Origin of the sequence: Rossellomorea marisflavi, from assembly GCF_009806575.1 — a bacterium.
GTDB classification, from domain to species: Bacteria; Bacillota; Bacilli; order Bacillales; family Bacillaceae_B; genus Rossellomorea; species Rossellomorea marisflavi_A.
In genome coordinates, this window is the sequence record NZ_CP047095.1 from 878,231 (window position 1) to 904,038 (window position 25,808).

22 protein-coding genes are annotated in these 25,808 nt (G+C 38.4%); 9 read left to right on the top strand and 13 right to left on the bottom strand.

The genetic code is table 11. The annotated features are described in order from the left end of the window. The first annotated feature begins 295 nt into the window (after positions 1 to 295). Complete coding sequence (locus D5E69_RS04705) at positions 296 to 655, top strand: hypothetical protein (protein WP_048015948.1); 360 nt, start codon at positions 296 to 298, stop codon at positions 653 to 655. 417 nt (positions 656 to 1,072) lie between these two features. Here the strand turns inward: D5E69_RS04705 and D5E69_RS04710 are convergent, their stop codons facing one another. Together D5E69_RS04710 and D5E69_RS04715 are read right to left on the bottom strand one after the other, a co-directional pair. Next, positions 1,073 to 1,954 (bottom strand): IS3 family transposase, encoded by an 882-nt coding sequence (locus D5E69_RS04710; RefSeq protein WP_159129310.1) that lies wholly within the window; start codon positions 1,952 to 1,954, stop codon positions 1,073 to 1,075. Continuing rightward, entirely contained in the window at positions 1,951 to 2,244 is a 294-nt protein-coding gene (locus tag D5E69_RS04715) for a transposase (protein WP_048014404.1), read from the bottom strand. Before D5E69_RS04715 ends, D5E69_RS04710 begins: the two co-directional genes overlap by 4 nt. 244 nt (positions 2,245 to 2,488) lie before the next feature. Here D5E69_RS04715 and D5E69_RS04720 point away from each other — a divergent pair, with 244 nt between their 5' ends. The 5 genes from D5E69_RS04720 (at position 2,489) to D5E69_RS04740 (ending at position 6,277) form a co-directional block, all read left to right on the top strand. Then, positions 2,489 to 2,875: a hypothetical protein gene (locus D5E69_RS04720; RefSeq protein WP_159129311.1), complete on the top strand. Its 387-nt coding sequence runs from the start codon at positions 2,489 to 2,491 to the stop codon at positions 2,873 to 2,875. Between the two features lie 157 nt (positions 2,876 to 3,032). Next, entirely contained in the window at positions 3,033 to 3,815 is a 783-nt protein-coding gene (locus D5E69_RS04725) for an SDR family NAD(P)-dependent oxidoreductase (protein WP_159129312.1), read from the top strand. Positions 3,816 to 3,890: 75 nt separating this feature from the next. Continuing rightward, entirely contained in the window at positions 3,891 to 4,196 is a 306-nt protein-coding gene (locus D5E69_RS04730; protein ID WP_048005433.1) for an ArsR/SmtB family transcription factor, read from the top strand. Between the two features lie 80 nt (positions 4,197 to 4,276). Next, a complete protein-coding gene (locus tag D5E69_RS04735) occupies positions 4,277 to 5,038 on the top strand; it encodes an SDR family NAD(P)-dependent oxidoreductase (protein WP_159129313.1) in 762 nt (253 codons plus the stop codon). 138 nt (positions 5,039 to 5,176) lie between these two features. Next, positions 5,177 to 6,277, top strand: coding sequence for an L-dopachrome tautomerase-related protein (locus D5E69_RS04740; protein WP_159129314.1), 1,101 nt, complete (start codon positions 5,177 to 5,179; stop codon positions 6,275 to 6,277). Here D5E69_RS04740 and D5E69_RS24040 read toward each other — a convergent pair. The 8 genes from D5E69_RS24040 to dndB form a co-directional block, all read right to left on the bottom strand. Further along, positions 6,272 to 6,772, bottom strand: a complete 501-nt coding sequence (locus tag D5E69_RS24040; protein WP_430757493.1) for a CBO0543 family protein — start codon at positions 6,770 to 6,772, stop codon at positions 6,272 to 6,274. The two genes, D5E69_RS04740 and D5E69_RS24040, sit on opposite strands and share 6 nt — an antisense overlap. A 136-nt stretch (positions 6,773 to 6,908) precedes the next feature. Then, positions 6,909 to 7,082 carry a hypothetical protein gene (locus D5E69_RS04745; protein ID WP_159129315.1) on the bottom strand — a complete coding sequence of 58 codons (174 nt, stop codon included), beginning with the start codon at positions 7,080 to 7,082 and terminating at the stop codon, positions 6,909 to 6,911. A gap of 63 nt (positions 7,083 to 7,145) precedes the next feature. Then, positions 7,146 to 7,403 (bottom strand): helix-turn-helix domain-containing protein, encoded by a 258-nt coding sequence (locus D5E69_RS04750; protein ID WP_159129316.1) that lies wholly within the window; start codon positions 7,401 to 7,403, stop codon positions 7,146 to 7,148. A gap of 281 nt (positions 7,404 to 7,684) precedes the next feature. Next, positions 7,685 to 8,803 carry a cysteine desulfurase family protein gene (locus D5E69_RS04755; RefSeq protein ID WP_159129317.1) on the bottom strand — a complete coding sequence of 373 codons (1,119 nt, stop codon included), beginning with the start codon at positions 8,801 to 8,803 and terminating at the stop codon, positions 7,685 to 7,687. A 14-nt stretch (positions 8,804 to 8,817) separates the two neighbouring features. Next, positions 8,818 to 9,189: a DNA sulfur modification protein DndE gene (dndE, locus tag D5E69_RS04760; protein WP_148796769.1), complete on the bottom strand. Its 372-nt coding sequence runs from the start codon at positions 9,187 to 9,189 to the stop codon at positions 8,818 to 8,820. After that, the gene (dndD, locus tag D5E69_RS04765) at positions 9,186 to 11,174 is read right to left on the bottom strand and encodes a DNA sulfur modification protein DndD (protein ID WP_159129318.1); all 1,989 of its coding nucleotides are present in this window, start codon (positions 11,172 to 11,174) and stop codon (positions 9,186 to 9,188) included. The genes dndE and dndD (D5E69_RS04765) overlap by 4 nt, the downstream gene beginning before the upstream one ends. 17 nt (positions 11,175 to 11,191) lie before the next feature. After that, positions 11,192 to 12,781, bottom strand: coding sequence for a DNA phosphorothioation system sulfurtransferase DndC (gene dndC, locus D5E69_RS04770; RefSeq protein ID WP_159129319.1), 1,590 nt, complete (start codon positions 12,779 to 12,781; stop codon positions 11,192 to 11,194). Position 12,782: 1 nt separating this feature from the next. After that, the gene (dndB, locus tag D5E69_RS04775; protein ID WP_159129320.1) at positions 12,783 to 13,880 is read right to left on the bottom strand and encodes a DNA sulfur modification protein DndB; all 1,098 of its coding nucleotides are present in this window, start codon (positions 13,878 to 13,880) and stop codon (positions 12,783 to 12,785) included. A 192-nt stretch (positions 13,881 to 14,072) separates the two neighbouring features. Between dndB and dptF the strand changes: the two genes are divergently transcribed. The 3 genes from dptF to dptH are packed head-to-tail and all read left to right on the top strand — an operon-like array spanning position 14,073 to position 22,982. Next, on the top strand, positions 14,073 to 16,358 hold the full coding sequence (gene dptF / locus D5E69_RS04780) for a DNA phosphorothioation-dependent restriction protein DptF (RefSeq protein ID WP_249931556.1): 2,286 nt from the start codon (positions 14,073 to 14,075) through the stop codon (positions 16,356 to 16,358). Between the two features lie 17 nt (positions 16,359 to 16,375). Then, entirely contained in the window at positions 16,376 to 17,767 is a 1,392-nt protein-coding gene (gene dptG / locus D5E69_RS04785; RefSeq protein ID WP_249931557.1) for a DNA phosphorothioation-dependent restriction protein DptG, read from the top strand. Then, positions 17,748 to 22,982 carry a DNA phosphorothioation-dependent restriction protein DptH gene (dptH, locus tag D5E69_RS04790; protein WP_159129323.1) on the top strand — a complete coding sequence of 1,745 codons (5,235 nt, stop codon included), beginning with the start codon at positions 17,748 to 17,750 and terminating at the stop codon, positions 22,980 to 22,982. Before dptG ends, dptH begins: the two co-directional genes overlap by 20 nt. 39 nt (positions 22,983 to 23,021) lie before the next feature. Here dptH and D5E69_RS04795 read toward each other — a convergent pair whose 3' ends face one another. Genes D5E69_RS04795 through D5E69_RS04805 form a run of 3 tightly spaced genes read right to left on the bottom strand, consistent with a single transcriptional unit; the run spans position 23,022 to position 25,627 of the window. Continuing rightward, positions 23,022 to 23,390, bottom strand: a complete 369-nt coding sequence (locus D5E69_RS04795) for a hypothetical protein (protein WP_159129324.1) — start codon at positions 23,388 to 23,390, stop codon at positions 23,022 to 23,024. 5 nt (positions 23,391 to 23,395) lie between these two features. Continuing rightward, entirely contained in the window at positions 23,396 to 25,411 is a 2,016-nt protein-coding gene (gene dndD / locus D5E69_RS04800) for a DNA sulfur modification protein DndD (RefSeq protein WP_159129325.1), read from the bottom strand. Positions 25,412 to 25,438: 27 nt separating this feature from the next. After that, positions 25,439 to 25,627: a DNA modification system-associated small protein gene (locus D5E69_RS04805; protein ID WP_159129326.1), complete on the bottom strand. Its 189-nt coding sequence runs from the start codon at positions 25,625 to 25,627 to the stop codon at positions 25,439 to 25,441. Positions 25,628 to 25,808 lie beyond the last annotated feature (181 nt).

Below are 25,808 nucleotides of genomic sequence, written 5' to 3' on the forward strand. Positions count from 1 at the left end.
TTTCTTTTTTGTTGGGGGGGCTACCTAGTGCCGAATGAACCGCTAATTATTTATAAAATACAGATAAGCATTGTATGCTTAGAAGGGAGTACTTGAATACTCCAGTTTCAAGAGTTTTATACTCAGATATAAAGTTAGCAGATGGGACAATCGAGAAGCAGGCTAGATATGTAAGGGAAGTTACATTAGACTCAAACATAGGTATTGATAAGTTTAGTGGTTCTCCTACAAATTTTATGACGGTACTAACCGATAAGTATGGGAATCTAGTTACCACTATACCAGGGGTGATAAAATGAAACTAATCGGAAGCAAACAGGAACAGGATTTCAGAAAGGTGTTAGAAGGTTCGAACATTGTTTCGGCTCAAGATGGTAAAGCAGAAGCAATAATGAATGTGTTAAGAACTACTTTTGGAGAAGTAAAAAGTGCATATATTTTAAATTGGACACCTGACCAAAGCGAAGACATATTCACTATTTTAGTTAACCTTGATAGAATTGCTAAAATTGAAATTAGTAGAGTCAATCATTCGGAAGTTCCTATAATTGAAACTTTTAATCTGAAGGATTTTCAAAGAGGGTTAAGTAAAATTTTTCAAATTAAATTAGCCGTAGCGATTGATTTAGCGAAAAAGGAACATCAAAACGGTTAAATCAGTATTGTGAAACCTTGATTGGCTATATGCCTTTCAAGGTTTTTTACTTTAAGATCTTTATAGTTAAAAGTAAAATGACTTTTGAATCAAAAACTCATGATGGTTAGCAAACATACTAGTTTGGCACCTGAGCAACTAAAGAATACTTATTTAAATGTGAAATTAACTCAATAATCAAAGGAGGTATTTTAATTGGAAACTATATTTAGCGATTTTATTAAACTTGAAACAGTTGATGAAGAGGTTATTTTAAAATATAAGGATAAATGGACTTCTGTCAATAAAATAGACAGTGAAAAATGCAAATAACTTTATCTAAAAGCCCTACCGCACTACGTTTGGTGGGGCATGAAAAACCATCAATCCAACTGGAGGATTGATTCTTTTTCACGCCAAACGAGTATAAGTTGGAATTTAAAGCAGAAGTTCATGGTTATGGTTTCGCTCAAATTGGTTAGGGGATTGGTAGCCTAATGCAGAATGTTTTCGTCTCTCATTGTACTGGTTTGAAATATAGTATTGAACTGATTTTTCCGCCTCCGTGAGGGTCTTGAACTTGGTACGGTAGATCCATTCCTTTTTAAGTGTCGCATGAAAAGATTCAATACAGGCATTGTCATACGGATCTCCTTTTCGGCTCATACTGAGCTGAAAACCATGTTGCTTCAGTACCTGCACATAGTCATTTGAACAATATTGAGTGCCACGATCTGAGTGGTGAATAAGATTTCCATCCGGATTTCTGGTTGTGATTGCCATTTCGAGTGCACGTAAAATAAGGATTGTCTTCATGGACGTCCCGAAACTCCAGCCGACAATCTTTCGTGAAAATAGGTCCATAATGGAGGCAAGATAAAGCCACCCTTCGATCGTCCGAATATAGGTGATATCCGCCACCCATATCGTATCTGGTGTAGGGGCCGTGAAATTCCTCTTAAGTAAGTTAGGATAGACCTTCAGGTCATGGTCCGAATCAGTGGTCACGACATACTTTCTTAATGGGATGGCTCGAAGATCTATATCTTGCATATATCGGGCCACAGTCTTTTGTGAAATAGAGTATCCCCACTCAATCAAATCCTGATGAACCCTGGGACTCCCGTATGTCCCAAAACTTTCATGGAAGGATTGCGCTATCTTTTGTTTCACTTCGTTTTTTAGGCGTTGCCTTTCGGTGTTCGTTTCGTTTTGACGGTTTAGCCACTTATAATAACCACTGGTTGAGACATTGAGAACCTGGCACATCTTCACCACCTTGTGTTCATCCGAATGAGATTGAATGAACTGATATTTCACATGTGCCTTTTGGAGAAGATGTGCATGGCCTTTTTTAGGATTTCGTTCTCCTCTTGAAGCTCCTTCATTTGTTTTTCGTGCTGTTTTTTTAGAGCTTCCAATTCAGAGGACGTAATGTACTCCTTAGGTGCGTTGGCAGCATCGATTTTTTGCCTATATTGGTTAACCCATCGGTTAACAGAGGAATAATGAAGATCAAGTTCAAAAGCAAGATCTGTAGCTTTTCGGCCATCCTCCACAACCATCTTCGCTACATATTCTTTGTACTCACTTGAATAATGTTTAACCATGTGAACACGTCCTTTTTAGAAGGTAAGTAAATTGTATGGATTTTCAATTCCTTGTGTCCACTTTTAAGACTAACTTTATAAACTTCCTGAAGAGTTAATAGAAATATGGAAAAAATATGGTTTTGGTACTCTCGTAAATGACTTTTTAAAAGTTATTAACCCAGACGATTATTTATGACCCAATCGAAGATACTATGACTTACGGTAACACTATTATAAGAGTTCCAATTCAGAGGTGATGTCCATGAAAATCAAAATAATAAAAAATGTAGAGAAATATAATGACCAGATTGTAGTAAGCTTTACTTCTGAGTTTGGTGGTGGAAAAGCTAGGTGGAATGGAGAAAATCCAATAGAAGGTCGAGAATATTTTGTCGAGCTAGAAATACCAGATACAGTAGAGTGGAGAAAAGATGTTACTAAGTCGGTCAAAGAGCAATACTGTATTAAAAGTGATGGAAACTCCACAATTATAGTTTGTAAAGTTGAAACATTATTTGAGTATGGGTGTTGTGATTTTAGAATTGGATCAAGTATAGTTACTCTTGATATCGAGGGAGAACCTTATCCGAAAGGAACATTTGTTGAGATAAGTTCTCAGAATCTCATTTTGTATGATATAGACTTGTAATTTTTTAACCTTGACTGGCTTTGTCTATTTACATCTGGATTTGCAGATAACGTTTATTGACAACCTCAAAACAATTCACTACAATATGTTTAAATGTTTAAACGTTTAAGTTATTAAACATAAAAAACTAATCATAAGAAAAGGAAGGGATCCAACCATGACCAACCAAACCGCACTCATAACAGGCGCTTCATCGGGCATAGGACTGGAGCTCGCCAAGCTCTTTGCGAAGGACGGCTATGATCTTGTGCTTGTGGCAAGAAGTGAAGGGAAGCTCAATCAGCTGAAGGGGGAGCTGGAGGCGCAGTACGGGATCCGGGGTACTGTGATCGCCATGGATCTAGGGAAGCCGGAGGAAGCGTACCGCCTGAAGGAAGAACTGAAGGGTAAGCATATCGAGATCGATGTGCTGGTGAATAATGCCGGCTTCGGCTTGTATGGGGCTTTTGATGAGACCGATCTTGAGGATGAGCTGTCCATGATCGATATCAATATCAAGGCACTGACCGCGTTGACCAAGCTGTTCCTGCCGGGGATGAAGGAGAGAGGGCGCGGGAGGATCATGAACGTCGCGTCTTCTGCTGCCTTTCAGCCGGGACCGCTCATGGCGGTGTATTATGCGACGAAATCGTATGTGCTTTCACTGACGGAGGCGCTTGAGAACGAACTGAAGGGGAGCGGCGTCACGGTGACGGCTTTATGTCCGGGGCCGACGGAGACCGGGTTCAAGTCCCGTGCGAATCTGGGTGAGTCGAAGCTGTTCAAGAGCGGCGTGATGGATGTCCAGACGGTTGCGCGCATCGGGTATGATGGGTTGATGAGAGGGAAGACCATCGTCATCCCGGGATTCAAGAATAAGCTGCTTGCCAACAGCATCCGCTTCATCCCGAGGAAATGGGTGACGGCGACGGTGCGAAATGTCCAGGAGAGGGCCCGTTAGTCTTGAAGTTTGGCGCTCGTTTGACTATCATTGAGTTGATTAGCTTAAACAAATAGACATTAGAGGGGGATGGATATGGGGCAACAGGCCATCGACGTGTTTCGTTCCTGTATTCCGCTCTTGCAGGCATTGAGTGATCCGGCACGGCAGGACATCATTTTGCTGCTGGCAGAGCATGACCATTTGACCGTAAACGAAATCACCGAGCATTCCACGCTATCACGACCAGCCATTTCGCATCATCTGAAGATCCTCAGGGACAATCAGCTGGTCACCATCGAACAAAAAGGCACACAGCGTCTCTACTCATTGGCCCTCGAGCCATCGGTCGGACTGCTGAAGCAACTGATCCATACAGTGGAAAGTACATGCGATCTTTAGTCATCCGGCTTCAGATCCTTTCTTTCAACCTGAATGTTCAAATGATTAAACATATAAACTCAGAAAGGGAGTAGAAACAAATGAACCAAACCGCATTGATCACAGGAGCCTCATCCGGCATCGGGAAAGAGTTTGCCACGCAGCTCGCAGCGAAAGGAATGGACGTCATCCTCGTCGCCCGCTCGACGGGGAAATTGCAGGAGCTCGCAACGGAACTGCAAACACAATGGAACGTGAACGCTACGGTCATCACGGCCGACCTCAGCAAGGAGTACGGGGCGAAGGACGTCTATAAGCAAACGCAGGAGCTCGGGCTCACCGTCGATTACCTGGTGAACAATGCCGGCTTCGCCACAAGCGGTGAATTCCTCTCCAACCCCCATGAGACCGATCACAACCAGGTCATGGTGAACGTGGCTGCGGTGGTGGATATGACGCATCTGTACCTGAAGGACATGGTGGCAAAAGGCTCGGGCACCATCATTAACCTCGCCTCCGTCGTCTCATTCCAGCCCGTCCCCTACATGGCCGTGTACGGCGCAACCAAAGCCTTCGTCCTCTCCTTTACTGAATCCCTCTGGGAAGAATACCGGAAGAAGGGCATCAAGGTACTTGCTCTCTGCCCGGGGGCAACAGCAACCTCATTCTTTGAAACGGCCGGAGATGTCTCCTTCGGGAAAATGCGGACTGCAGAACAAGTCGTCCAATCCGCCTTCCACGCCCTGGCGAAAGGAAACAGCTTCGTCGTTGATGGGAAGTCGAACTATGCGACCACACAAATGGGGCGATTCTTGCCGCGGAAAGTGTTGACGCGTTTGGTGGCGGGGATTATGAAGAAATAGAGAGTTTTCCATTCAAGTGCCTTACTTTACTCGGGAGCATCATTCGAGTATGACCTCATAACTAAGTAAATTGAAACATGCACTAGAAGAAACTTATCACATATATAGGTGATATCCGTGTTGCTTAAGGAGGATATCATGAAGCCTTTCTTACCTAGTGAAAAATATTTCGGTGAATTAGAATTAGTTCATTCATTTTATGGAGCTATGCCCACAGGAGTTACTGTTTCTGAAACGGGTCGTATTTTCGTTTGTTTTCCGAAGTGGGGAGACGATGTCAAGTTTACTGTGGGGGAAATTGTTGAGAATACCTTACAGCCTTATCCTGATGTACAAACGAATGTGGAGAACTACGAGGATATCACCATGACGTTCATCAGTGTCCAAAGTGTAGTTGCCGATGGAAGGGGAACGCTATGGGTATTGGATACAGCGGCACCCAATTTTTCCGAACCGATTAAAGGTGGAGCGAAATTAGTCGCTGTTGATTTAGAAACCAATACAATCAGAAAGGTTTATACCTTTTCGAAAGATGTTGTCCTGGCCACAACGTATCTGAATGATGTGCGATTTGATTTCCGTGTAGGGAAAGCGGGTTATGCATATATCACGGATTCATCATCGAAAGGACCAGGAGCTATTATCGTTGTGGATTTATCAACTGGACACGCATTCAGGCGGTTAAATGGGGCAAACTCAACATCACCCGATCCCTATTTTTTACCGAAGGTTGAAGGTCGGATTTTAATGAATCGAAACAAAGATGGATCCACTTCCCAATTTACATTAGCTTCTGATAGTCTCGCGATTTCTCACGATGGGAAGACAGTATATTTTGCTCCACTAACCAGCCGTCACTTGTTCTCGATCTCAACAGAGGCCCTTAGAGACAAAACGATCCCGGACACGGATCTACCTTATCATGTGGAGTATTGGGGAGAAAAAGGTGCATCGGATGGCATGATTACAGATGCAAAAGGGGCGGTTTATGCTGGAGATTATGAAAACAATAGTATACGAAAGATATGGCCGAATGGCACAATGGAAACCATTGCACATGATCCGAGAATCTTATGGCCGGATACTTTTTCGATTGGTCCGGATCGATACCTATATGTCATTGTAAATCAATTACATCGGCAGGCAAGGTTTCATTATGGAAATGACCTGCGAGAGAAACCGTATAGTTTACTTCGTATGAAAATTGATGAGCTTCCTGCTTCCACATACACGCTATAAGGTGGGATGATTCGGTCTTTTTTGATTATCAAATAAACGTCTTATAACATACATTGAAAACCTGACTACTAAAAAGGAAAAAGAAAGTGAATAAAAAGTAGTGCTCCCATTCCATCCTTTTTTATATTTTACAAGCTGAGTGTTTTTTTCTAGCCATAGCTCAATAAGGGTCAAGGGTACACTTAAATACAGGACCTTTATCAGGCACTTAAGGATAGGAGAATCCTTAGTGATTTGATTATAAAAGACACATGTAATCGGAAAAAGGATGTAATCGAACAATACGCTCGTTTTAACACGTTTCGGAAACCGTGTGGGATATTCGACATACCCTTTATATACAACCAACTTATCGACCAACGATGCATAATAACTCTTTATAAAGAAAACAAGGAGCCAGTCCTTTGCAAGAGGTTTATTAACTAACAAAATAAAGGAACCAATACCAAAGAAATAAAGCCATTTAATCAGGTTTATTTCGAATTTCTTTCTCACTTATAGCACCTCCACCGAATAGGTTATCCCTGATTCAAATGGTTATACTAGTGAGCGTTAGATAGTACCCTTTTAAACATCAGCGTGCAACGTATGTAGTACTCCACCACATTACGCAAAGAAAGAAAGCTGCAGCTTAACGCATGCAGCTTCCTTTCTTCGCATCCCGCATGACTCTCTTCAATCCGGTTCCCCGGAAGATGGAGGTCTTCGAATCGTCATTGGTGACATAAATCTCTCCATACGCCTGTTCGTCTTTGAAGCCGATGAATTCATAGGTGAGGGTCTTCTTGTTCTGGATTACCATCATCTTGGTCCATTGTGATTTTCTGACGATGATCGATCACCTCCGTGGAAAATGGATTGCTTGAGATTATGTAGGTTCATTGGTCTCTTCATGAATGGATCGGGCAATGTCTTGATTCAACTGGTCAATGCTGATTCCCATTGCGCTGGTTATCAAATAGAGGGTGTAGGAACTGGGGAGTCGTTCGTTGTTCTCGATTTTGCTGATCATGGTTTCGCTCAAACCTGCTTTTTCCTCAAGTTCATCCTGAGTCAAGTCGAGCTCTATCCTCTTATTCCTAAGGTGAACACCTAGATATTTCTTATATACATCACGTTCTAGCAAAGGTTACGCCCCTTTTTACAACCATTATCAAGTTGCACAAAGAAGGTCGGAACAGACAGAACGTCAAGTTTTTACAATTATAGGTAATTGATTGAAGTTTTTTAATTATTGGAAGGGATTCTAGGGTCTGAAGGAATAAAACGCTATGAAAAACTGCTGGGCAATTGAATACGATTAAAATGAAGATTGAAGGAGAAAATAGGAGTTTAAGCTAAACATGAGCAATACGTATATAAAAAAAGAAGTAATAGCCTAAATATATTTTGGCTATTACTTCTTTTTTATAGAGACTTGATTATGTCTAAATCCTTAACACTAATTAAGTGTGACAAAGAAAACCTAATTGTATTTCTCACCTCATCTAAAGACAACCCAATTGCCGCTAATACATGACTTGGTTTACTAGAGCTACATGCAGATCCAGTTGATACCGCCATAACTGGTGATAATTTCTTCACTAGAATCTCATTGTTTAATCCTTTAAATTGAACACTCAAAATTCCAGGGATTTTATTATGGTCATCATTATTAAAAGTTATAACGGAACCAAACTTACTAAGTAATAAATCCTTTAACACGCTTTCGAGGTGTTCTAATTTAGCTATATGATCATTAAGCGAGGAAGAAGCAATTTCTGCAGCTTTTCCCATTCCGACAATGTTGTGTACAGCTAGAGTACCACTTCTCAGATCCTGTTCTTGTCCACCTCCATGAAAAAGAGGTGTTAAAGGAGTGGAGATGCCATACTCATCTTTACGAATGAATGCAACACCTGTCCCTTTTGGCCCGTGAAATTTGTGTGCAGAGCATGATAGGAATGTGATACCGGGATAATCATCCAAAGAAAATGATATTTTTCCAATTACTTGGGTAGCGTCTGTATGAAAGAAGATGCCTTTTTCAAGGCAGAGAGTTGATATTTCTTTAATTGGATTAAGTGAACCCAGCTCATTATTTCCCCACATAATGGTTACGAGAATTGTATCATCGCGCAGGGCGTTCTGTACGTCATCGTATGATACTCTTCCATATGAATCTACATCTAAATAAGTGATCTCAAAACCTTTTTCCTCTAAGTACTTACAAACATCTAGAATGGCGGGATGTTCGGTTTTAGAGGTGACAATATGTTTACCCTTCGACTGGTGCCGGTCGGCTACACCCTTAAGTACCATATTGTTTGTTTCAGTTGATCCACTTGTGAAGATGATCTCTTCGGGCTTGCTGCCTAACAACTCTGCCACGTTTTCTCGAGCTATTTCTACTGCTTGTTTTGCATTGATAGCGTAGGAGTAGTACTTACTCGAAGGGTTTCCGAATTCTTCGAGTAAGTATGGAAGCATTGCTTCTTTTACTTCAGGCAGGAGGGGAGTAGTTGCACTGTTATCCAGGTATAACATAAGTATTGGCCCCTTTATGCATCGATTTTAAGTAAATTATTTAACAACTTATCGTAATTACCAGCATGACGGTATTCATTTTCAAGTAGCTTTATTCCTCGTTCTAAATGAGCGTTAAAGTAATCAGGGAAATATTCCTCATCTGATAAATTACGTTTAGCATGCTGCCGAATTAGTGCTTTGAACACATAATCGTGTTCACCAGTCATGGCATTACGATGAATGTCTACTCCGCTTTTATCTTGAATCAAATCAGGTAGGTCAGGAATTCGGAGGGATAAACCAACTGCTATTCTTGATAATATGTTCCAGGTTAGACCAGTTGAAGACTGGAGAGCCTTCAGGGACTCACCTGTGCTTTTTGATGTTTTGATCCTAAAGTTCAATGGTTAACCTCCTGTCCCTTAAAAGAAAAGTAATTATCTAAGATGCTTGTTTCTTTCTTATTAACATCGAAACTAAGGGTGTATTCCTTAGCGGTGTACTCATGTAGAAGACTATAGGTACCTTCGTCAATCTCAGAATCTGTCGAAAGCACAATCGCTTGGCGACCACAGTTAGGAATATAGTGCGTTAAGATACTCTGTTTGTGGGTACGATCTAAACGTCCAAGTAGCGTATCAAATATAAATGGAACATTTCGTCCAGAGCATTTGAAGATCGCCCAGATAATTGAAAGTAGAAGGATTTCCTTTTCACCTGCAGATAGCGTGGATTTTTCCATTGCTTCGTTTTGTTGATCAAATAAATAGACCTCAAATGAAGATGGATCAATTTTAATAGAGGCAATATAGTTTCTTTTCCTCATAAGCTTATTAAGCATTCTTAGTGCTTCCATTTGGACTTCTTGTAATTTCTTTTGAAGTTGGATTCTACGAAATTTTTGACTCAATGAAATGATTTTCTGAGATTCTACAAACGAATTTCTGCTCTTTTCTTGATCTTTAAACTTATGTTCGATCGACTCAATTTGATTGTTAATTTTACTTAATTGAACTTGTTCTTCATGAAGTTTTACTTCGATAGCGTCTATTTGCTGAGATAACTGATTTAATTGACGATTATATTTTTCCATATCAGAGACCATTATGCTAAATTCAGAAGAGGAATCGTTCAACTTCAGCTTGCTTTTAAGATTTTGAATTTCTTTTAACTTTGTTTTATTTTCCTCAATGGTGGTAATGTGCAAATCTAGTCTTTGCGTACTAACTTCCTGATAAATATTTTCTACCTGATTTCCTTCGGAAAAGGATGCTCCGTGAATAAGTCCAGTTTCATCAGAAGGTTTAACGGTAGAAAGAATTTCATTTTTAAGGATTTCTTCCGCATCTTGATTATTTGATGAGATTGATAACTGTTGCAAAATGTTTCTAATCTTGTCTTGAGTTAATTTTTCATCCAAAGAAGAGTAGAGTTGAAACTTTTCTTCGTTAATCAGTTGCTCTCTGGTATCCGTTACAAGATCCCTTACTAGGAAGAAAGGAAGCATACTAGAGACAAAATGTTTAATGCGTTCTTGATTTTGTTTACGCTCATTTTCTAGCTCATTAATAGAAGAATGAATTTCTTCACGCTCGTCTCTGATTAGTCCACCGTGTATTTCAAAGTCATTTTTAATTCGAGAATATTCTTCCTCCACCTCATTTTTAGATTGTGACAGTCTTTCTATCTGTTCATTTAAGGATGAGATGGTTGAGACGTGATTGTTTTTCACTTCTCTTAATGATATAAGTTCTTTTTCTTGTGTGTTTAATGAGGATATATTTTCTTTTTGTTGGCTATAGATATCTAGATCTTTTTCCATTACTTCAAATAGATCGAGATTAAAAAGAACATTGGTTAGTTTCTCAATATAACTCGAAAGAAGGTTATTGTTGATAATTCTTGAAATCTCTTCTCCATCAAATAAGCATAGGTCTAATAGATGAGGAGGCATTATTTCTTTTAATTTTGATTGGAATACTTCTTTTTCGTAATCATTTAAGTATTTACCATCTTGTAGGACATCGAGTGTTTCTTTAACGGATTTATTTTGGTATTTCCATGCTCGATAAAGAGAGTATTCTTTCTTCGTCAAATCATCAATAAGATCAAAATCAAGGCGTAGGCGGAAGTTATTTTCTCCATTTACTTTTGCAGAGTAGTTAAGTATAGAATCAACCTTTTTAAGGTATTCTTTGTTTTCAGTTTTGTAACCAAAACCAAAGGAGCCAAAAAGCCCCATCTTTATGGAGTTGAGAAGTGTAGTCTTCCCAACTCCATTTTCTCCACCAATTAAAACCGTATTTTTTTCTGGAGATGTAGAGAGGTCAATAGTATGCATTCCGCGGTAGGGACCTATGTTTGTTAGGTGAATCTTCTTGAGGTACATAATTCGTCTCCTAAATCTTATAAGTGTAAATAATCTTGTTTAAGTACTTTGGACATTTCTTCCATAAGTCCTCTTCGTACTTTTAAACCTGAAAAGTCTTTTTCAACAAAAAGAAGTTTTTTGATGACTTTAATGTCCACTTTGTATTCTTCGCATAGCAATTCAAGATCAGAAATTTGGTCATTATTGAAAAGTGGGCGATCATCTAGCTCCCATTCCAGGTCGTGTCCAATCGCTTCCTTAAAGATGGAAGGAACGTGATCTTCCCATTCCCCAGCTTTATACCAAATTTTCCTAATTGCTTTTAGTTCTTCTTCTTTAATTAATTCATAGTTTGGATCATCTGGATGTTGAAGTTGTTTCTGGGTTTTAAGAAGTCGTTCGAGAATTTCTCTGCGAGCTTTCATTGTGAAAGGCCCTAGTCCAAGCTGCGCGTATTTTTCTTTATTTGTTTCTTCATCTACGTAAGTAACCAAAATATTGTGGCCTTGTTCAGTACTAAGGTCAATATTGTGTTCATCAAGATATGATCTTAGGTGTGCTTTAGGGACGATGAAGTAGTTTTCATCATTAATTTCAACTAATTCCTTTGGACGGCTACCTTTCTTAGGAATATGGTGGTATTCCTTCTCGTCGATCATTTCAACGAGAATATCTCTAAAGTAGATTTGACCGTGCTTACGATATTTCATTCTCATTGTTCGGTCATCCCTAATAGCAGAGAGCCAGTTTCTAAAGTTTAACAATGGCTTCATCCAATCGTGTCCAGTTTGAATGAATCCTGAAAGTGCCTTGTCTTCATTTACAACGGTACAAACCCAGCAACCAAATCGACTATTTCCACATGAACCTGCTGTATCTTTTACCGTTTTATCTACGACTAACGGACATTCCCCGCTGCTTGAATCTTGGTAAAGTCTATGTAGTTCGTAGTTGTCGTCTCCCCAAGGAGATGGATTGTTTAGTAAGTAATCCCATACGTCATCTAGATCAAATGATTTGATAGGGGCATATACATAGGCATTAGATAGCGTTGAGTGCCGCATTAAAACTTTACCTTCTACTGTATGAGATTTTATAACATTTGCTCTAGTGGCACTCTCATCTTCACGTACGCCCAATACCATAATGACTTCACCAAAAGAACTCACTTTATCAGTAATAAATTGATTAGCAGGATCAATTTTTAAACGATCAGTACACCAACGGAACTGTTGGTTAGGGGAGGGGTACCCTTTTCCAATAATGTTGTACCAAAAAGACTGCTCTACAACTGGTTTGACTTTGTGTGTTTCTATTGGCAACCCTAATTCTAATGCTTTCTCCTGAACCTTACGAAGTGTCTGGTTAATGGATTGAATAATGAGTGGAGTTTCCACGAGTGTATCAGATGAGATTACATATATTTTTTTATGCAATTTTTCAGGTGGTAGCTGTTTTAGTGCTTCGAATACAAGTTGTACAACGACGGTAGAGTCTTTACCCCCGCTATAACCTACAACCCATGGACGGTCATCTGAAAGATAGACATCTATAATTTGTTCTTTTGCTTTATCAAGAACTGATTTTTCATCAGTAAAGAGGCTAGATATAATTCCTTCGTTCATGTTAATTATCCCCTTGCTTAAATTTATTCTCTAATTGAACCTCATGTTCTAGAAGCGGAAGTTGTAGAAGAGATTTAATTTTATTTGTTGTTAACTGGATTGTTTGATTGTTTTTTTGGATCCTTCCATTCTGGTTAAATGCTCTTCCTAGCCAGTGGTCGGTGTTTGAACGGTTCCAATCGACTGTTGATAGGGCTTCAATATAAGTCTTCCAGTCTTCAGAGTGATATTCTCGTAGATATCTTCCCAGTAATCCTATTGCCTCGATAAAAACCCCATGTCCTACAATAAAGTTAGCTCTTAAATCTCTGGGAGATAATTTTTTGTTCAAGATATCCTGCCACTCTACGATACTATTGGTAAGAACTTTCCAAAATTCTAGCAAGAACTCTTTGTCTTCATCGGAAATTTGATCCCCCTTGGCCTTCCCAAGAAGTCTCAGATTTGTATTAAATACATGATTTAGCGCTAAAATCTTGGGTGAGTTCTTAGATAGTGAGACTCGTTCACGGTCTGTATATCGTTTCAGTAAAGGGATCTCACTGACTAACTCTTTCGTAACGAGAGCTAATTTATCACGATGATCGTAAAGAATACCAATGGAAGAGGTTGTATTTACTGCATGGCGATTGAGGTCGGAGAAAATCTGCTGAGATTTGGTCAATCCCTCATCATGATAAAAGACTACCGAAATGGTTTCGGAACCAATCTCCGGTGCAGTTTTAAGAGCTTCTTCGATGGCTGCCCGACGATGTTGACCATCATTTATGAGAAATCTAGCATCCAATGAAATTCGCAACTGTCCTAAGTCTTTGGAGGAGGGTTCTTGTCCAAACGGAATGAACTCCAAATCTCCGTCAATGGAAGCTGTTAAAGATGAAAAGACATAATCTCGATGATTTTCTACAATATAATTCGTTATTTCAGGTATGCGGCTCTTATTGAGAATACGTTGAGCACGGTGCTCAGGTGGTATCTCATCTTCATCAAATAGAAAAATCTTTGGAATGATTCTTAAAGGGCACATTGCCACATAGTACTCTTTGTCTGCTTGAATTCCTTTTATGGCAGGGAAAGTATAACTAAATGCTGCATCCATATATATAACCTCCACTTTACGTACGTATTCCAATGAGAATATTATATACTCTATTAGCTAGATCTTCAATAATAGACGAACCTTTATTCGCCTTTTCTAAAAAAACGATAGATATTTAGAGGGTTATCCAAATTTTTGGGTGACATATATGTTAAAATTATTACAAAAGAAATAGGCCGGAGATGATTAATTTTGACTACAAATGACCAGTATTTTCTGAGTTTCATAGAACCAGTTAATCAGGTAGCTGCACAAAACGCGAAGAAAATGGAAGAACTAATATATGAGGACGCAGGGAGTTCTATTGTTAAAGCGAGATTATTCCTAGAGGCCATATTAGATGAGGTTTATAAAATTGAAAAGCTTGAATCTTCATATGGACAATCTCTATACGATAGAATTTCGTATCTTACACGCAATGAGTACATAGACCGTAAGATTCAACAGTCTTTTGACACAATTCGTTTATCAGGGAATAAAGCCGCACATGACGGAAACTTCAATGACATAACGGCTGCTTTTAAACTGCATAAAGAAATGTACCATATTGCTGTTTGGTTTGTTGAGGTTTATACCATAGACCAAGTAAAGATTCCGATTTACGAAGTGCCAAAACCTCCTAAGCCCGATGTGGATATTGAAGATCTTGTTCACCAAAAAATCCTACAACTTTTTGGGACGAATTCTATTGGCAAGGAGAATAAAGATGTAGGACCAGCTCCTATGGAAGTCCCATCAGATAATTCCAATGAGATATTCGAAAATAACTTGCCAGACGGAGAGAGTTTTCTCATAAGGGAATTAAGGCGTCTACAAGATTCTTCTCAAGAAGCGATTGAAAATGCGAATCAATTTAGTCGATTCAAAAACTATATGCACGTCGACCGTCAAATTCAATTAGATTTTGAGAAGATTTTAAGAGGTCGAGCAAATACAAATAAAGGCAATTTAATTTTGCTGTGTGGTAGCGTTGGGGATGGGAAATCACATCTTCTTGCGTATTTGAAGGAAAACAAGAGCGAGTTACTAGAAGAGTACACAATTTATAATGATGCTACTGAAAGTTTTTCTCCAGGAAAAAATGCGATGGAAACTCTCGAGGAAGTGTTAAAAGGTTTTTCAGATGAACAAATCGACCAAAATCAGGATAAGATCATTCTTGCCATTAACATGGGGGTTCTTCACAATTTCATTAACGAAAAACATCAGACATATTCTTATACGAGGCTGAAGCAGTTTGTGGAAACTAGTGGTTTATTTTCTCCTGAAATTACAACGCACTTTTCAGAAGGGAATACAGATTTACTTAGTTTTGGTGACTATCATTCCTATGAATTGACTGAAAGTGGTCCAACCTCAAGTTTTTATCTTACTCTTTTTCAAAGGATTTTTTCTAAACATGAACTCAACCCATTTACCCTGGCTTTAGCTGAAGATGAGAAGAGAGACAGCAATACAATGGCTCACGAAAACTTTAGGATGCTTCAATCTGAGTTTGTCCAAAAGCAAATTGTGAATCTTCTAGTTGAAGCAATAGTCAAACATAAACTCGTTATATCAGCGCGGGCCTTTTTAAACTTTATTGCGGATATTATTCTTCCCGACGATGACGATCAAAGGCCAATTGAATTCATGTCTGAATTTGAAATCCTAAAAAACTCAGTGCCTACCTTGTTGTTTAATCGAAAGGAACGTTCGGGAATCTTACATGCCATGAGTAAATTAGACCCGATTCATAAGCGTTCTGTTCATATTGATCACATTGTCATTGAACTGAACACGCTTAACGACTGGGATGGTCTTATCTCGGAACATATACACTCAGCAGCGGGAAAAGCTTGGCTAAAACCATTGGCCAATGATGCACAACTGATTGGTGAATCATTTAACTTATTCTTTAGGACGTTTATCCGCCTGGCGTATTTGTCAAATCAATCATTCGCTACCAATTTGATAGACTCGAATTTTGCTTCATACCTTAGGTATCTCTATAATTTCAATGTGAAAAATAAGGATTCAATCATTACTTTCTATGGGGAAATCAAATCCGCCATTTTTAATTGGAAAGGAACGCCTAAGAAAGATTACATCTACGTTAACAAGGCAGATGAGAAATTCAGGCTTGCTCAACAATTGAATTTAAAGCCATATGCAAGTCATTTAAAGCATAGTTCAGAAGAGATCCTATCTTCATTCAAGTCAACGATTCTGATTGGCTATCATGATGGAGATTCATCAAATAGAGAATTTTTAGATATAGATTTTCCTCTATATGAATTACTGATGAAAGTACAAGAAGGCTATAGGCCAAACAAAAAAGATAAAGAGGATGCAATAAAGTTCGTTGAATATATTGAAAAGCTTATGACTTTTGGTGAACAAAGAAACGAAATGCTCATTCACTATCCAGATGATAAGAAATATTACAAGATCAAAAAAGACGACTTTGATCGCTTTGTATTTGAAAGGGAGAACTAAACATGGGGCATCTAAATGTGGATGATCTGAAAGATCATCTATTTACAAAAAATAAGCATGATGTGGGGAATGTATTTGACATTGTCCCTTTCCTAACTAAGAGAACAGCCGCAATAAAAGGGAACTTTAACAAAGTATTAGGTGAATTTGTTAGATATAATTCATCAGTTGAGTTAGATCCAAGTGCTTATTCAGAGATCGATACTTTTACCACTGAGCATAAGAATAAATATAGTGAACATATTGCAAGTCAAGTAGAGTTTCAAGGTGATGGGGATGCTGAATATGATTTCATTAGGTTTTTAGATCGTTATTTGGCCAGTGATGACAAGATTAAACCGATCCATCCGCATCTGTTCAACTACATTCCAGTTGAGAAGAAGTATGAAAACGAGTTTGGGAAATATGCACAATTCCTATCTGAAACCCTTGCATCAAATAATGAGTCCATTAAAGACATATTTAAGAGCAAGAAGTCTGATAATATTTTGACCGATTTAATCTTAAATCAGTTAAATGGATTGCGACCTACAAAAGAAAAAAAGCAACAGTATCAATCTCTTCTTCCACCGTTGGTGCAGCGTTATCAGGAAGATGTTCTATTCTTAAGCAAACACACAGATTATTTTCTAGCCTCATTTCCGCTTCTCACACATTTCTACACGCTTATGTATGCAATGCAGCTAGTGTTTAAGTTTGAACAGTTCACAAATGCGGATTTCAATCAAGTGACCCCACTCTATTTTGCATTGGATTGGGAGCCGATTAATAAAAGAAGACGCGCAGCGGATGAGGTGGATGGATACAAGTTCATTAAGGGGAACGCAAGAAAACTATTTCCCCATATTCATACTATCTCTCACTTAAGTCATAACGATATGCGAGTTGCTGAAGAGGGACCATATGCTTTTACGCCATATAGCTCGTTGTATCAGTCTATCCAAGAAAAAGGGGACGAATATGAACAAGAATTTTTAGCTGACGTGAAACTGTGGATCAAAGAATATAAAAATCTACCATTTACACAGGTGAATATTGAAGATCAGTCCACTACTCTTCCTGAAGCATTTAACATTCTATTCAAATGCTTAGAGGCCGGTACAAGTAGCAGCGTTGCTGACAAATTTGGTAAGAACATTGATGATTTGGCATCTGATCATTTTATTAAGAGCAGGGGAAGCATTGGGAATGTACTGAATATCAAACATGACCTCCTACATTTGATGACGGCAGTAGCAGTAAAGGACAAGCGTATCCCTCTTAACGATCTTTTCGACGAATTTGAGAAGCGCGGAATTGGTCTTGACCTGCATTCTAAAAAAGAAGTCATGAACGTTTTAGACAATCTAAATATTATAGACAAAAAAAGTGATAGTGGTGATGCTCAATATGTCAAACCAATTTTATAATTACATTGTATCTACTGTACTAGACTATTTTAAGAACACAAAAATAAAAGCAGGAAACAGATACTACCTCCAATTAGATAGTCAAGTTGAACTAGAACTGTTAATTGATGCCCTAAAAGAAATAAAAAACATTCAATCCTTTCACTATAAACATGAAGAAGGTGAAGAATATCAAACCTTCTCCATTCCATTTAACAATGTCAATCTGGTAGTAGCATATACTTCAAGCCATGTGACTCCAGATTTCCTAGTGACGCTAAGGAACTTAGTAGGTGAACAAAAAGATGCTTGGAAGAATACAGCGTTGTTAAGTATAGTTTCTGAGCAATTGGATTCAATCCAAGGAGGAAGCAGTGATCTCCAAAAAGAAGGGATGCCCCTCCACCTAAACTCCATCTTTTCAAATCTGAAGATCAAGATTGAGAATAGCGTTTTAGATAAGGTAGATCAAATTATCCTGCAAGATAATCTGGAAAATTTATTAAAAGAGCAAGCCTATCAACAGATTACACTGTTTGACTTTGAAGATCTCTTTAACACTTTGGAAAAAGGATCGATCGAAAATCAAGAGTATCATAAATTTGGACTGTTTAAAGATCCTGATTTGGGATCATTCAAAGGAAAAGATCAACAAAGCCGCTTGGATGATAACCGAGAACTTTTCGATTTTGTAAAAAGAGTTCACGATCTAGGATTGGGCGATGACGAATTAGAAAAGAAGTTCTTGCCTAATGGTGTAAAAGAGCTTAAATCTGAAGACTGGATGGAAGTGTCTTTCCCTGAAGTGCACAAGTTGCACAAAGAATTCACTGAGACTACAGGTAACAAGAAAGTGGATCTCCAAGACATGAAAGCTATACATAAGCTTCCATTGTGGAATAAACCTCATAAAGAAACCAAGGCAGGTCATCGAAAAAGGCATATTATTGTCTTTAATCCTGAGCAGTTAGATGAAGTAAATCTTCATGCTCACTTTGAGATGCAAGGTGTAAAGAGTCTTTCGAAAAACTTCCTTACAGTTCAAAACCAATTCAAATCGGTATGCGAAGTGGATGTGAAAAAATCAAATATAGAAATTTCAATCAAAGCTAAGAAAAACCAAGTAACCTTTGCTAGATTCACATACAAGCATGATAAGAAGGTCAGTCTTGGTGTTGATTGTTTGATAGCAGTCGTACCATTGGAACCAATCGACTTAGAGAACTTTAAGTCCAGCTATTCTGTGGATCCTGTTAAGCAAGTAGTCGGCCTGCAGTATGAAGGTGACCAGATTATCATGGGAAGAGGCTTGAAGAAAGAGGTTCAAGAAGTAGAAGCGAATGGACAAAATGTCCAGGTCTCTACTGAAAGTGTTGTGACAGTGAAGCCACTAGCAGAGGCATTTGATGATGATGATGAGCTTAAAATCAACTTAGTCTTTGATGAAGTGACCATACCGGTATTGCTGAGGAATGAGATCAAAGACTCCTTCCCAATCACAGGTCAGAGACTTTGGAAACTTATCCGAGAAAAAGGACAGGATGTCCAGTGGTTGAAAGAAACCAATCGATTAGTACTAGAAAACAGTGAATTTTACCTTAATCCAGACTATAAACAATATTTTCAATGGGAAGATCAATGGGTAGAAGATGGTATAAAGCATGCCAAATTCGAGTCTGATCAATTAATGGCTGAAGATCTTAAGCTTAGCGACGATTTGAGAGAAGCCTACAGTCGTTTTATTACTCACTTTAAAGTGAATAATACGATTCCAAGTTTGACTTATGTATCTGAGACTTACGCTCAACGAGCAAAAGAATATATTTCCGCCTATTTAAACGATATAGGATCGTTTAAAGATGGTAGTCCAGCTGGAAGAAAAGGAATGGACTTATTTAAGTTAGGAACCATTCAATCCAATGAAATGATGTATTTAACCCCATTTCACCCACTCATGATTGCGTTTAAACTCAAGATTTATGAGTTATTAGGGAATGAAGAGGTGGACAATAGTGTGCTCAATCGATTACATCCGGATGCTCTTCTTCCGTTTGTTTATGATGAGAGGCAACAATTATTCAAATCTGAACATCAGCAATCAGCGTTAGAATGGCTGACTTTTAAGGAAGTACAGCAAGTGTCAGTATCAGATGCGAATCAGTTCCTCGCAAAAGTAGTAAGTGACAAGCTAGTCCAATTTAAAGAACACTTTTCGTACCTATTTATTGATGAATCTTTGGCCCCCATACAAGTGAATATTATTCATATCATTAACGATCATGAAGCACTAAAAGGGATTCTTCAATGGATGCTTACTGTTATTAAAAACGATGGGATTGAAAAGCTAAAGCCAGTAGAAGTCACGCTATACCGCGATAGCGACACAGAGTCGGCATTTGATTTATTCGCTCGAACTGAATCGATAGCAATATTAAAAGAACACTTTGATCTTAAGTTAAAATTTAATGAGTACGATGAAGAAGATGTCATGAAGAAGATAAGGGAAAAGCTATTTTTCTACAAGAAGAGTGAGAGTGAAGAGTATAAGTATGCTCACATATCCTTCTATAAGATGAAGGCTCAAGAGAGTTTTGCTGTTCAACCTATGAGTGAAATGGAAAGCGGTATCTCCATTGAGGGCCTTTATTCTAGTGTGCCATCTATGAAAGATGAAGAGAACTATAAAAGTGGTTTTGGCGTCAAATCATACACTGTAGAAGAAGACAACGACGTATCCACAGTGTCTTTTTATGTGAACGAGCTAGCTGCCAATCTCCGAAACAGTGGGAATGACAGTTATCGTAAGGGGGAAGCAATCTTCTCTAGGACAACGACTACAGATGAAGAAGATTTAAAGAAAATCTTCTCTGCTTCTCATTGGGTTACCTTTGTAGATCCAACCATTGACCTTGAATACTTCAATAAGTACGATGATAACTTGGTTGTCATTCATTATAGTGATCAGTATTCTTCATCAAGCCGATATGATGCAATTACAGTAACAGATAAATCTGATCAATATTATTCAGTCATTAAAGAGTTTCTCAATAATAAGGAAGTAGAGGGTACAAATCAGAATGTATTAAGTACTATTAAAGCATTCAATACCTTCAACGGAGAGTGGCTGTTGCGAATCATCGGTAGTAAAGGGCATTTTGATCGAGAAAAGTTAAGTATCATTTCGGCGATCAAATACTCTGTTTCTTACTTGGATCACCCGAATATCCTGTGGGTACCCATCTCGCTTGAGGAAGTACTTAGAGTAGCCGGAGCAGTAAGTCTAAATAGATCAGATGGTGTCTTTACGGCTAAGAATTTAGGGGTGAAAGGTAGCCATAGCGATGACTTACTACTAATTGGTCTTGAGCAACTGGGTGAGAAACTCAGCTTGCATTTCTATCCTGTTGAAGTGAAGATTGGAATCAACAGTAGTGCAGTCATTGACAAGGCGAAAACACAAGTCAAAAAAACGAGAAAACTGTTATTTGAAACGCTCACAGGTGAAGTAGGGAATACATTCACTGGGAAGTTTTATCGTAACTTCTTCGCTCAATTACTAATTTCGAATGCGTTAAAGCTCGAGCAAAGTGAATTTTGGTCAGGTAAAGGATATTCATTACTTGGTGAGGTGAGGGAGAAGCTAGTTAAGGACCAATACAGTATATCTAGCAGCTTAGAACCATTTATTGGAGAAGGAGCTATACTTTCATTCAAAAAAGACCTTCATTACCGAAGCGCAGTGAATGATTCCAACATCCTTCAACTTAACTTTACTGAAAAAGACGGATATAGTGGACTTGTTCAACCAATTGTAGAAATGCGTAATTGGGTACAAGAAAAAGAGACAGACTTTGTCAAAGAAGACTTACTCTCAGTAACATATGTTCCCTCAAAAAGTTCGGATCATAATGAACACCTGACATCTATAGTGGACCCTCCAGAACCGTATGGAGTATATCCTTCTCCAAACGGTGAAGATAATTCAGGAATGAAAGACCCGAGTGATGATGATCAAGAACAACCAGAGATAGTAAAACCCACAGTGCATCCAGATCCAAACCCAGAACCAAAACCAGAACCAAACCCAGAACCAGAATTAGCTGGCGGTCATGACTTAGAGCAGTCGAGAATCTTAATTGGGAAACCAGAGAAAACAAACCATAAGATCTACTGGGAATATGGAAATAAAGGATTGGCCAACCGCCATTTACTAATCTCCGGTAAGTCTGGGCAAGGGAAAACGTATTTTATGCAATGCTTACTTCTAGAAAAGTCAAAGTTAGGTATTCCAAGCATCGTTATCGACTATACGGAAGGATTCCTTCCAAACCAATTAGAAGAGGAGTTCGTCACCTTCATGGGTGATAAACTCAAGCATAAGATTGTCTATAGCGAGAAGCTACCAATCAATCCGTTTGAGAAGAACATTCGAGACATCGGTGGGATTCAGCTACCCGAATCCAATACAGATGTAGCTGAACGGGTAAAAAGCGTATTCTCATCTGTCTATAAAAGTTTGGGGATTCAGCAACAGAATGCAATCTATGAAGCCATTCTCAATGGTCTTGACCGATATGACGAAGAGATGAGTTTAGTGAAATTGAAGGAGATGTTGGAGGAAGACGGAAGTAGCTATGCTAAAACGGCACTTTCTCAAATTCGTCCTCTGATCGACCGCAATCCTTTTAACAATGATCAGTCCCTCAAATGGAGCGATATTGTGAGAAGTGATGGGGAAGTTCACATCATCCAACTGACTGGATTCCCACGTGATGTTCAGTTAATGATAACTGAATTTATCCTATGGGATTTGTGGAATTACTCGGTAAGATACGGTAATAAAAATCAGCCAATGCCTGTCATTATGGATGAAGCGCAAAATTTGGATCACACCGAAAAGTCTCCTTCTGCTAGGATTCTGACAGAAGGTCGAAAGTTTGGATGGTCTGCATGGTATGCGACCCAATTCCTGAAGTCACAACTTGATGCGGGTGAGTTAGCTAGATTGCAAAATGCATCGCAAAAAGTATATTTCTCTCCGCCAGAACAAGAAGTATCAAACATTGCTGGCAGTCTGTCTAAAGACCCTGGTGAGAAGAAACAGTGGGAAGCCATTCTTTCAACGTTGAAGAAAGGTCAGTGTATTGTTCATGGACCTATTCAAAACGATAAAGGAGAGCTATCCAATCCAGCGCCACATATTGTAAACATATTACCTCTAAGTGACCGGATTTAAGAATAAACGACCCCCCAGTGAGTCCACTGGGGGGGTCGTTTATATAATCATCAATCGGATATCTTCCATGGAAGTCTTACTTTCATTGATTCTTTTGATCTCACGTAATCCTTGCTCTATATAGGCCAACATGTATTGGTGAAGTTCATCGTCATTCAACGAACGTTGAGCTTCATTGATGATCAGATGTTTAAACAAGGTGAACTCTTGATGCTTAATAACATTATCGGGAATTGTCCATTTATTCCCTCCATTAATAGGATCTAGATTGGGCTCAGATTGACTGATGGAAATACCTTTGGCTAGAGCTATTTTTACTGATTGAGGACGATCTATTTCGAGAAGTTCGGCGACTTCATCTAACATTTGTTTTCCTTCTTGAGATAAATTCATTCTTTTATTAGACAATCGAGTTACCTCCTTACAAAATCGAAGTAGCCATCTCGAATGACGGTATACTTCTTCTTCTCATCATAATCCAGCATGTATTGCTTATACGATGATTTTTCCATAAGGCGAATGTACTCACCTGTAATTTCTGTATCTGTCGATAGAATGATGACCTGCTCACTCAAATGTTTGTAATAATGGTTAATGAGGTGACTTCTGTGGTAGCTGTCAAGACGACCAAGAGGTGTATCAATCACCATTGGTAGGGAGAGGTCAGATACTTTGGTCAGTGCCCAGATAAGAGCAGATGAGATCATTTGCATTTCACCGGCTGAACGTTCCTGAATACTGATCTCTTGCTTTTGATCACTATACAATCGTACTGAGTAAGTATTGATATCAAATTCGATCTTCCCAAACTCATCCTGTTTTCTAAAGAGGGTTTTGAGCATGCTTGAAAACTCTTCTTTAATAATCTCTGCTTTCAGCTTGGTAACCTCAGTTACATATTCACTCATAGCCCCTATTGTACTTGTCACATTGTTTAGTTGCTCAATCAAGTCTTCAGAATTGGTATCTTGGATGTTTAATCTTGTAAACTTATTTTTGAGAGTCGTTCGCTCGTCTAGCAGTATTCTAAGCTTTTTTTTGACGGCTTTATTTTTGGAATCAATTTCCCCTAAACTTTTGGTGAGTATGTCGATCTTGTCGTTTTCAGAATCAAGATTGACGGATTCTGGGGCATTTCTTATTTCGATTTCCAAGTCATTATATTCTTGAGACAGTCGTTCGATGGTGTTAATAAAACTGGTGATCGCATCCCGGCTTTTCACCTGTAATGAGGTGAGATACGAATAATCCTTGTTTGAAATGTCATGGATTTCATCGACTTCATTGGAAGGGTCAGTTTTAATATTATTCTCTTGCATCCATATCTCTTTTCCTAATGCTTTTATCTGATTTAGCTGTTCAGATGAAAGAGGTGGATTTATAGGCTGATTAAGTAGTTGGTCCATAAAGCTTCTGTAAGGAGTGAGAGAAGCATTCTGTAGGATTTTCTTTTGGTTTTGCTCTTTTTCTATTTTCAGCGTTCTTTTAAGATTTGTGATTTTTTCATTTAAGATAATGTGAATAAGGTTCTCTGAGAAGAATTTCTTTAATTCAACTCTAGCCATATCTAACTGGGTTGCCACCTTAGTTTGATTCTTCACAATTACCTCTCTAGATTTAGAGTTTTTGGATAACTTTTCATTTCTATCTCTTTTAGCTGCATCAATTAATGATTGTTGATTTCTCATTTTAGATAGGATCTTATCCTGTTTTGCTTCATATGCTGAAATGGATTGATCAAGTGCTGCTAAATCTTGCTCTGCATTCTTTAAAGAGGAGTGACTAGCTGAACGCGCTAGCTGTTTCTCAATCGAATGCTTAAGAGTGGTGAGATCTGTAATTAGCTGTTTATAGGATTCCATACCAGTAATCTTGTGAATAGCTTCCTTCATTTCTTGACTGTTCTGACGGAGGATAATATCTTTTACTTCTTCACCATCGAAGATAAAGAATGGTGCTGCGTAATAGGGAATGATTTTATCAATAAATTTATTATAGGTATCAATGTTTTCAATTTGCGCAGAGCGTTTAAATTTCGAGCCAGCACTTCGAATGTCTAAGGAACGTTGTTCATGAGAAAGAGTTTTGTCCCGATTAAAAAACCATTTAACTTTTAACGTCCACTCTTCGCCTTTGTCAGTTTCTAAAGATAGTGAAACTTGACACTCTCGGCCACCCTCTGCAAAAAAGGTATTATTAATTACGTTAGAAAATAAGCGCTTATATTCTGGCGCTGACATACCACGTTTACCAAACAGTATGTAGAGAATTGCTTTAAGGATAGTGGTTTTTCCAGCTCCATTTAAACCGCCTAGTAGAATAATGTTTTTACCATTAGTTTGTCTTTCTTCTTCTGGAATATACAAGTCTACTTCTTGATGCCCGTAATATGTCTTATAGTTAACGAATTCCAGCTTTTTTAGTAACATCTTTTATCTCACCTTCAGTAATCATAATTATTCATTGTTTTTAAAATGTAAATTTATAAGTGATTGATATTCTTTGATTCTAAATGTTTGGCTATTGTTTTCATAAGCTTCCTTCTCAGCCAATTTTACAAGCATCCTTCCTAATTTAGGAGGTACGCCATTACGCGCACATACTCTAGACATCAACTCAATTTCTCTTCTTTTCAAATCTTTCATTAATAACCACCCAATACTATAATAGGATTAAATAGGAATTATTCTATACTCTTAAGTTTACTACAACTTTCTTCCTAGATATATAGTAGCTAAATTACAATTTGTACCTTTATACTACAGTTTGACCTTTTTGAATTTTAATAAGGGTGCCATAAAATTTATTTAGTATATATCTTTGAAG

What these genes read in the sequence shown, in the direction of transcription:
- D5E69_RS04730 (WP_048005433.1), top strand. Translation starts at nt 3,891, where the DNA reads ATGGGGCAACAGGCCATCGACGTGTTTCGTTCCTGTATTCCGCTCTTG.
- D5E69_RS04755 (WP_159129317.1), bottom strand. Translation starts at nt 8,803, where the DNA reads ATGTTATACCTGGATAACAGTGCAACTACTCCCCTCCTGCCTGAAGTA.
- dndC (WP_159129319.1), bottom strand. Translation starts at nt 12,781, where the DNA reads ATGAACGAAGGAATTATATCTAGCCTCTTTACTGATGAAAAATCAGTT.
- dndB (WP_159129320.1), bottom strand. Translation starts at nt 13,880, where the DNA reads ATGGATGCAGCATTTAGTTATACTTTCCCTGCCATAAAAGGAATTCAA.
- dndD (WP_159129318.1), bottom strand. Translation starts at nt 11,174, where the DNA reads ATGTACCTCAAGAAGATTCACCTAACAAACATAGGTCCCTACCGCGGA.
- D5E69_RS04720 (WP_159129311.1), top strand. Translation starts at nt 2,489, where the DNA reads ATGAAAATCAAAATAATAAAAAATGTAGAGAAATATAATGACCAGATT.
- D5E69_RS04725 (WP_159129312.1), top strand. Translation starts at nt 3,033, where the DNA reads ATGACCAACCAAACCGCACTCATAACAGGCGCTTCATCGGGCATAGGA.
- D5E69_RS04705 (WP_048015948.1), top strand. Translation starts at nt 296, where the DNA reads ATGAAACTAATCGGAAGCAAACAGGAACAGGATTTCAGAAAGGTGTTA.
- D5E69_RS04805 (WP_159129326.1), bottom strand. Translation starts at nt 25,627, where the DNA reads ATGAAAGATTTGAAAAGAAGAGAAATTGAGTTGATGTCTAGAGTATGT.
- D5E69_RS04740 (WP_159129314.1), top strand. Translation starts at nt 5,177, where the DNA reads ATGAAGCCTTTCTTACCTAGTGAAAAATATTTCGGTGAATTAGAATTA.
- D5E69_RS04745 (WP_159129315.1), bottom strand. Translation starts at nt 7,082, where the DNA reads ATGATGGTAATCCAGAACAAGAAGACCCTCACCTATGAATTCATCGGC.
- D5E69_RS04735 (WP_159129313.1), top strand. Translation starts at nt 4,277, where the DNA reads ATGAACCAAACCGCATTGATCACAGGAGCCTCATCCGGCATCGGGAAA.
- D5E69_RS04715 (WP_048014404.1), bottom strand. Translation starts at nt 2,244, where the DNA reads ATGGTTAAACATTATTCAAGTGAGTACAAAGAATATGTAGCGAAGATG.
- dptH (WP_159129323.1), top strand. Translation starts at nt 17,748, where the DNA reads ATGTCAAACCAATTTTATAATTACATTGTATCTACTGTACTAGACTAT.
- dndD (WP_159129325.1), bottom strand. Translation starts at nt 25,411, where the DNA reads ATGTTACTAAAAAAGCTGGAATTCGTTAACTATAAGACATATTACGGG.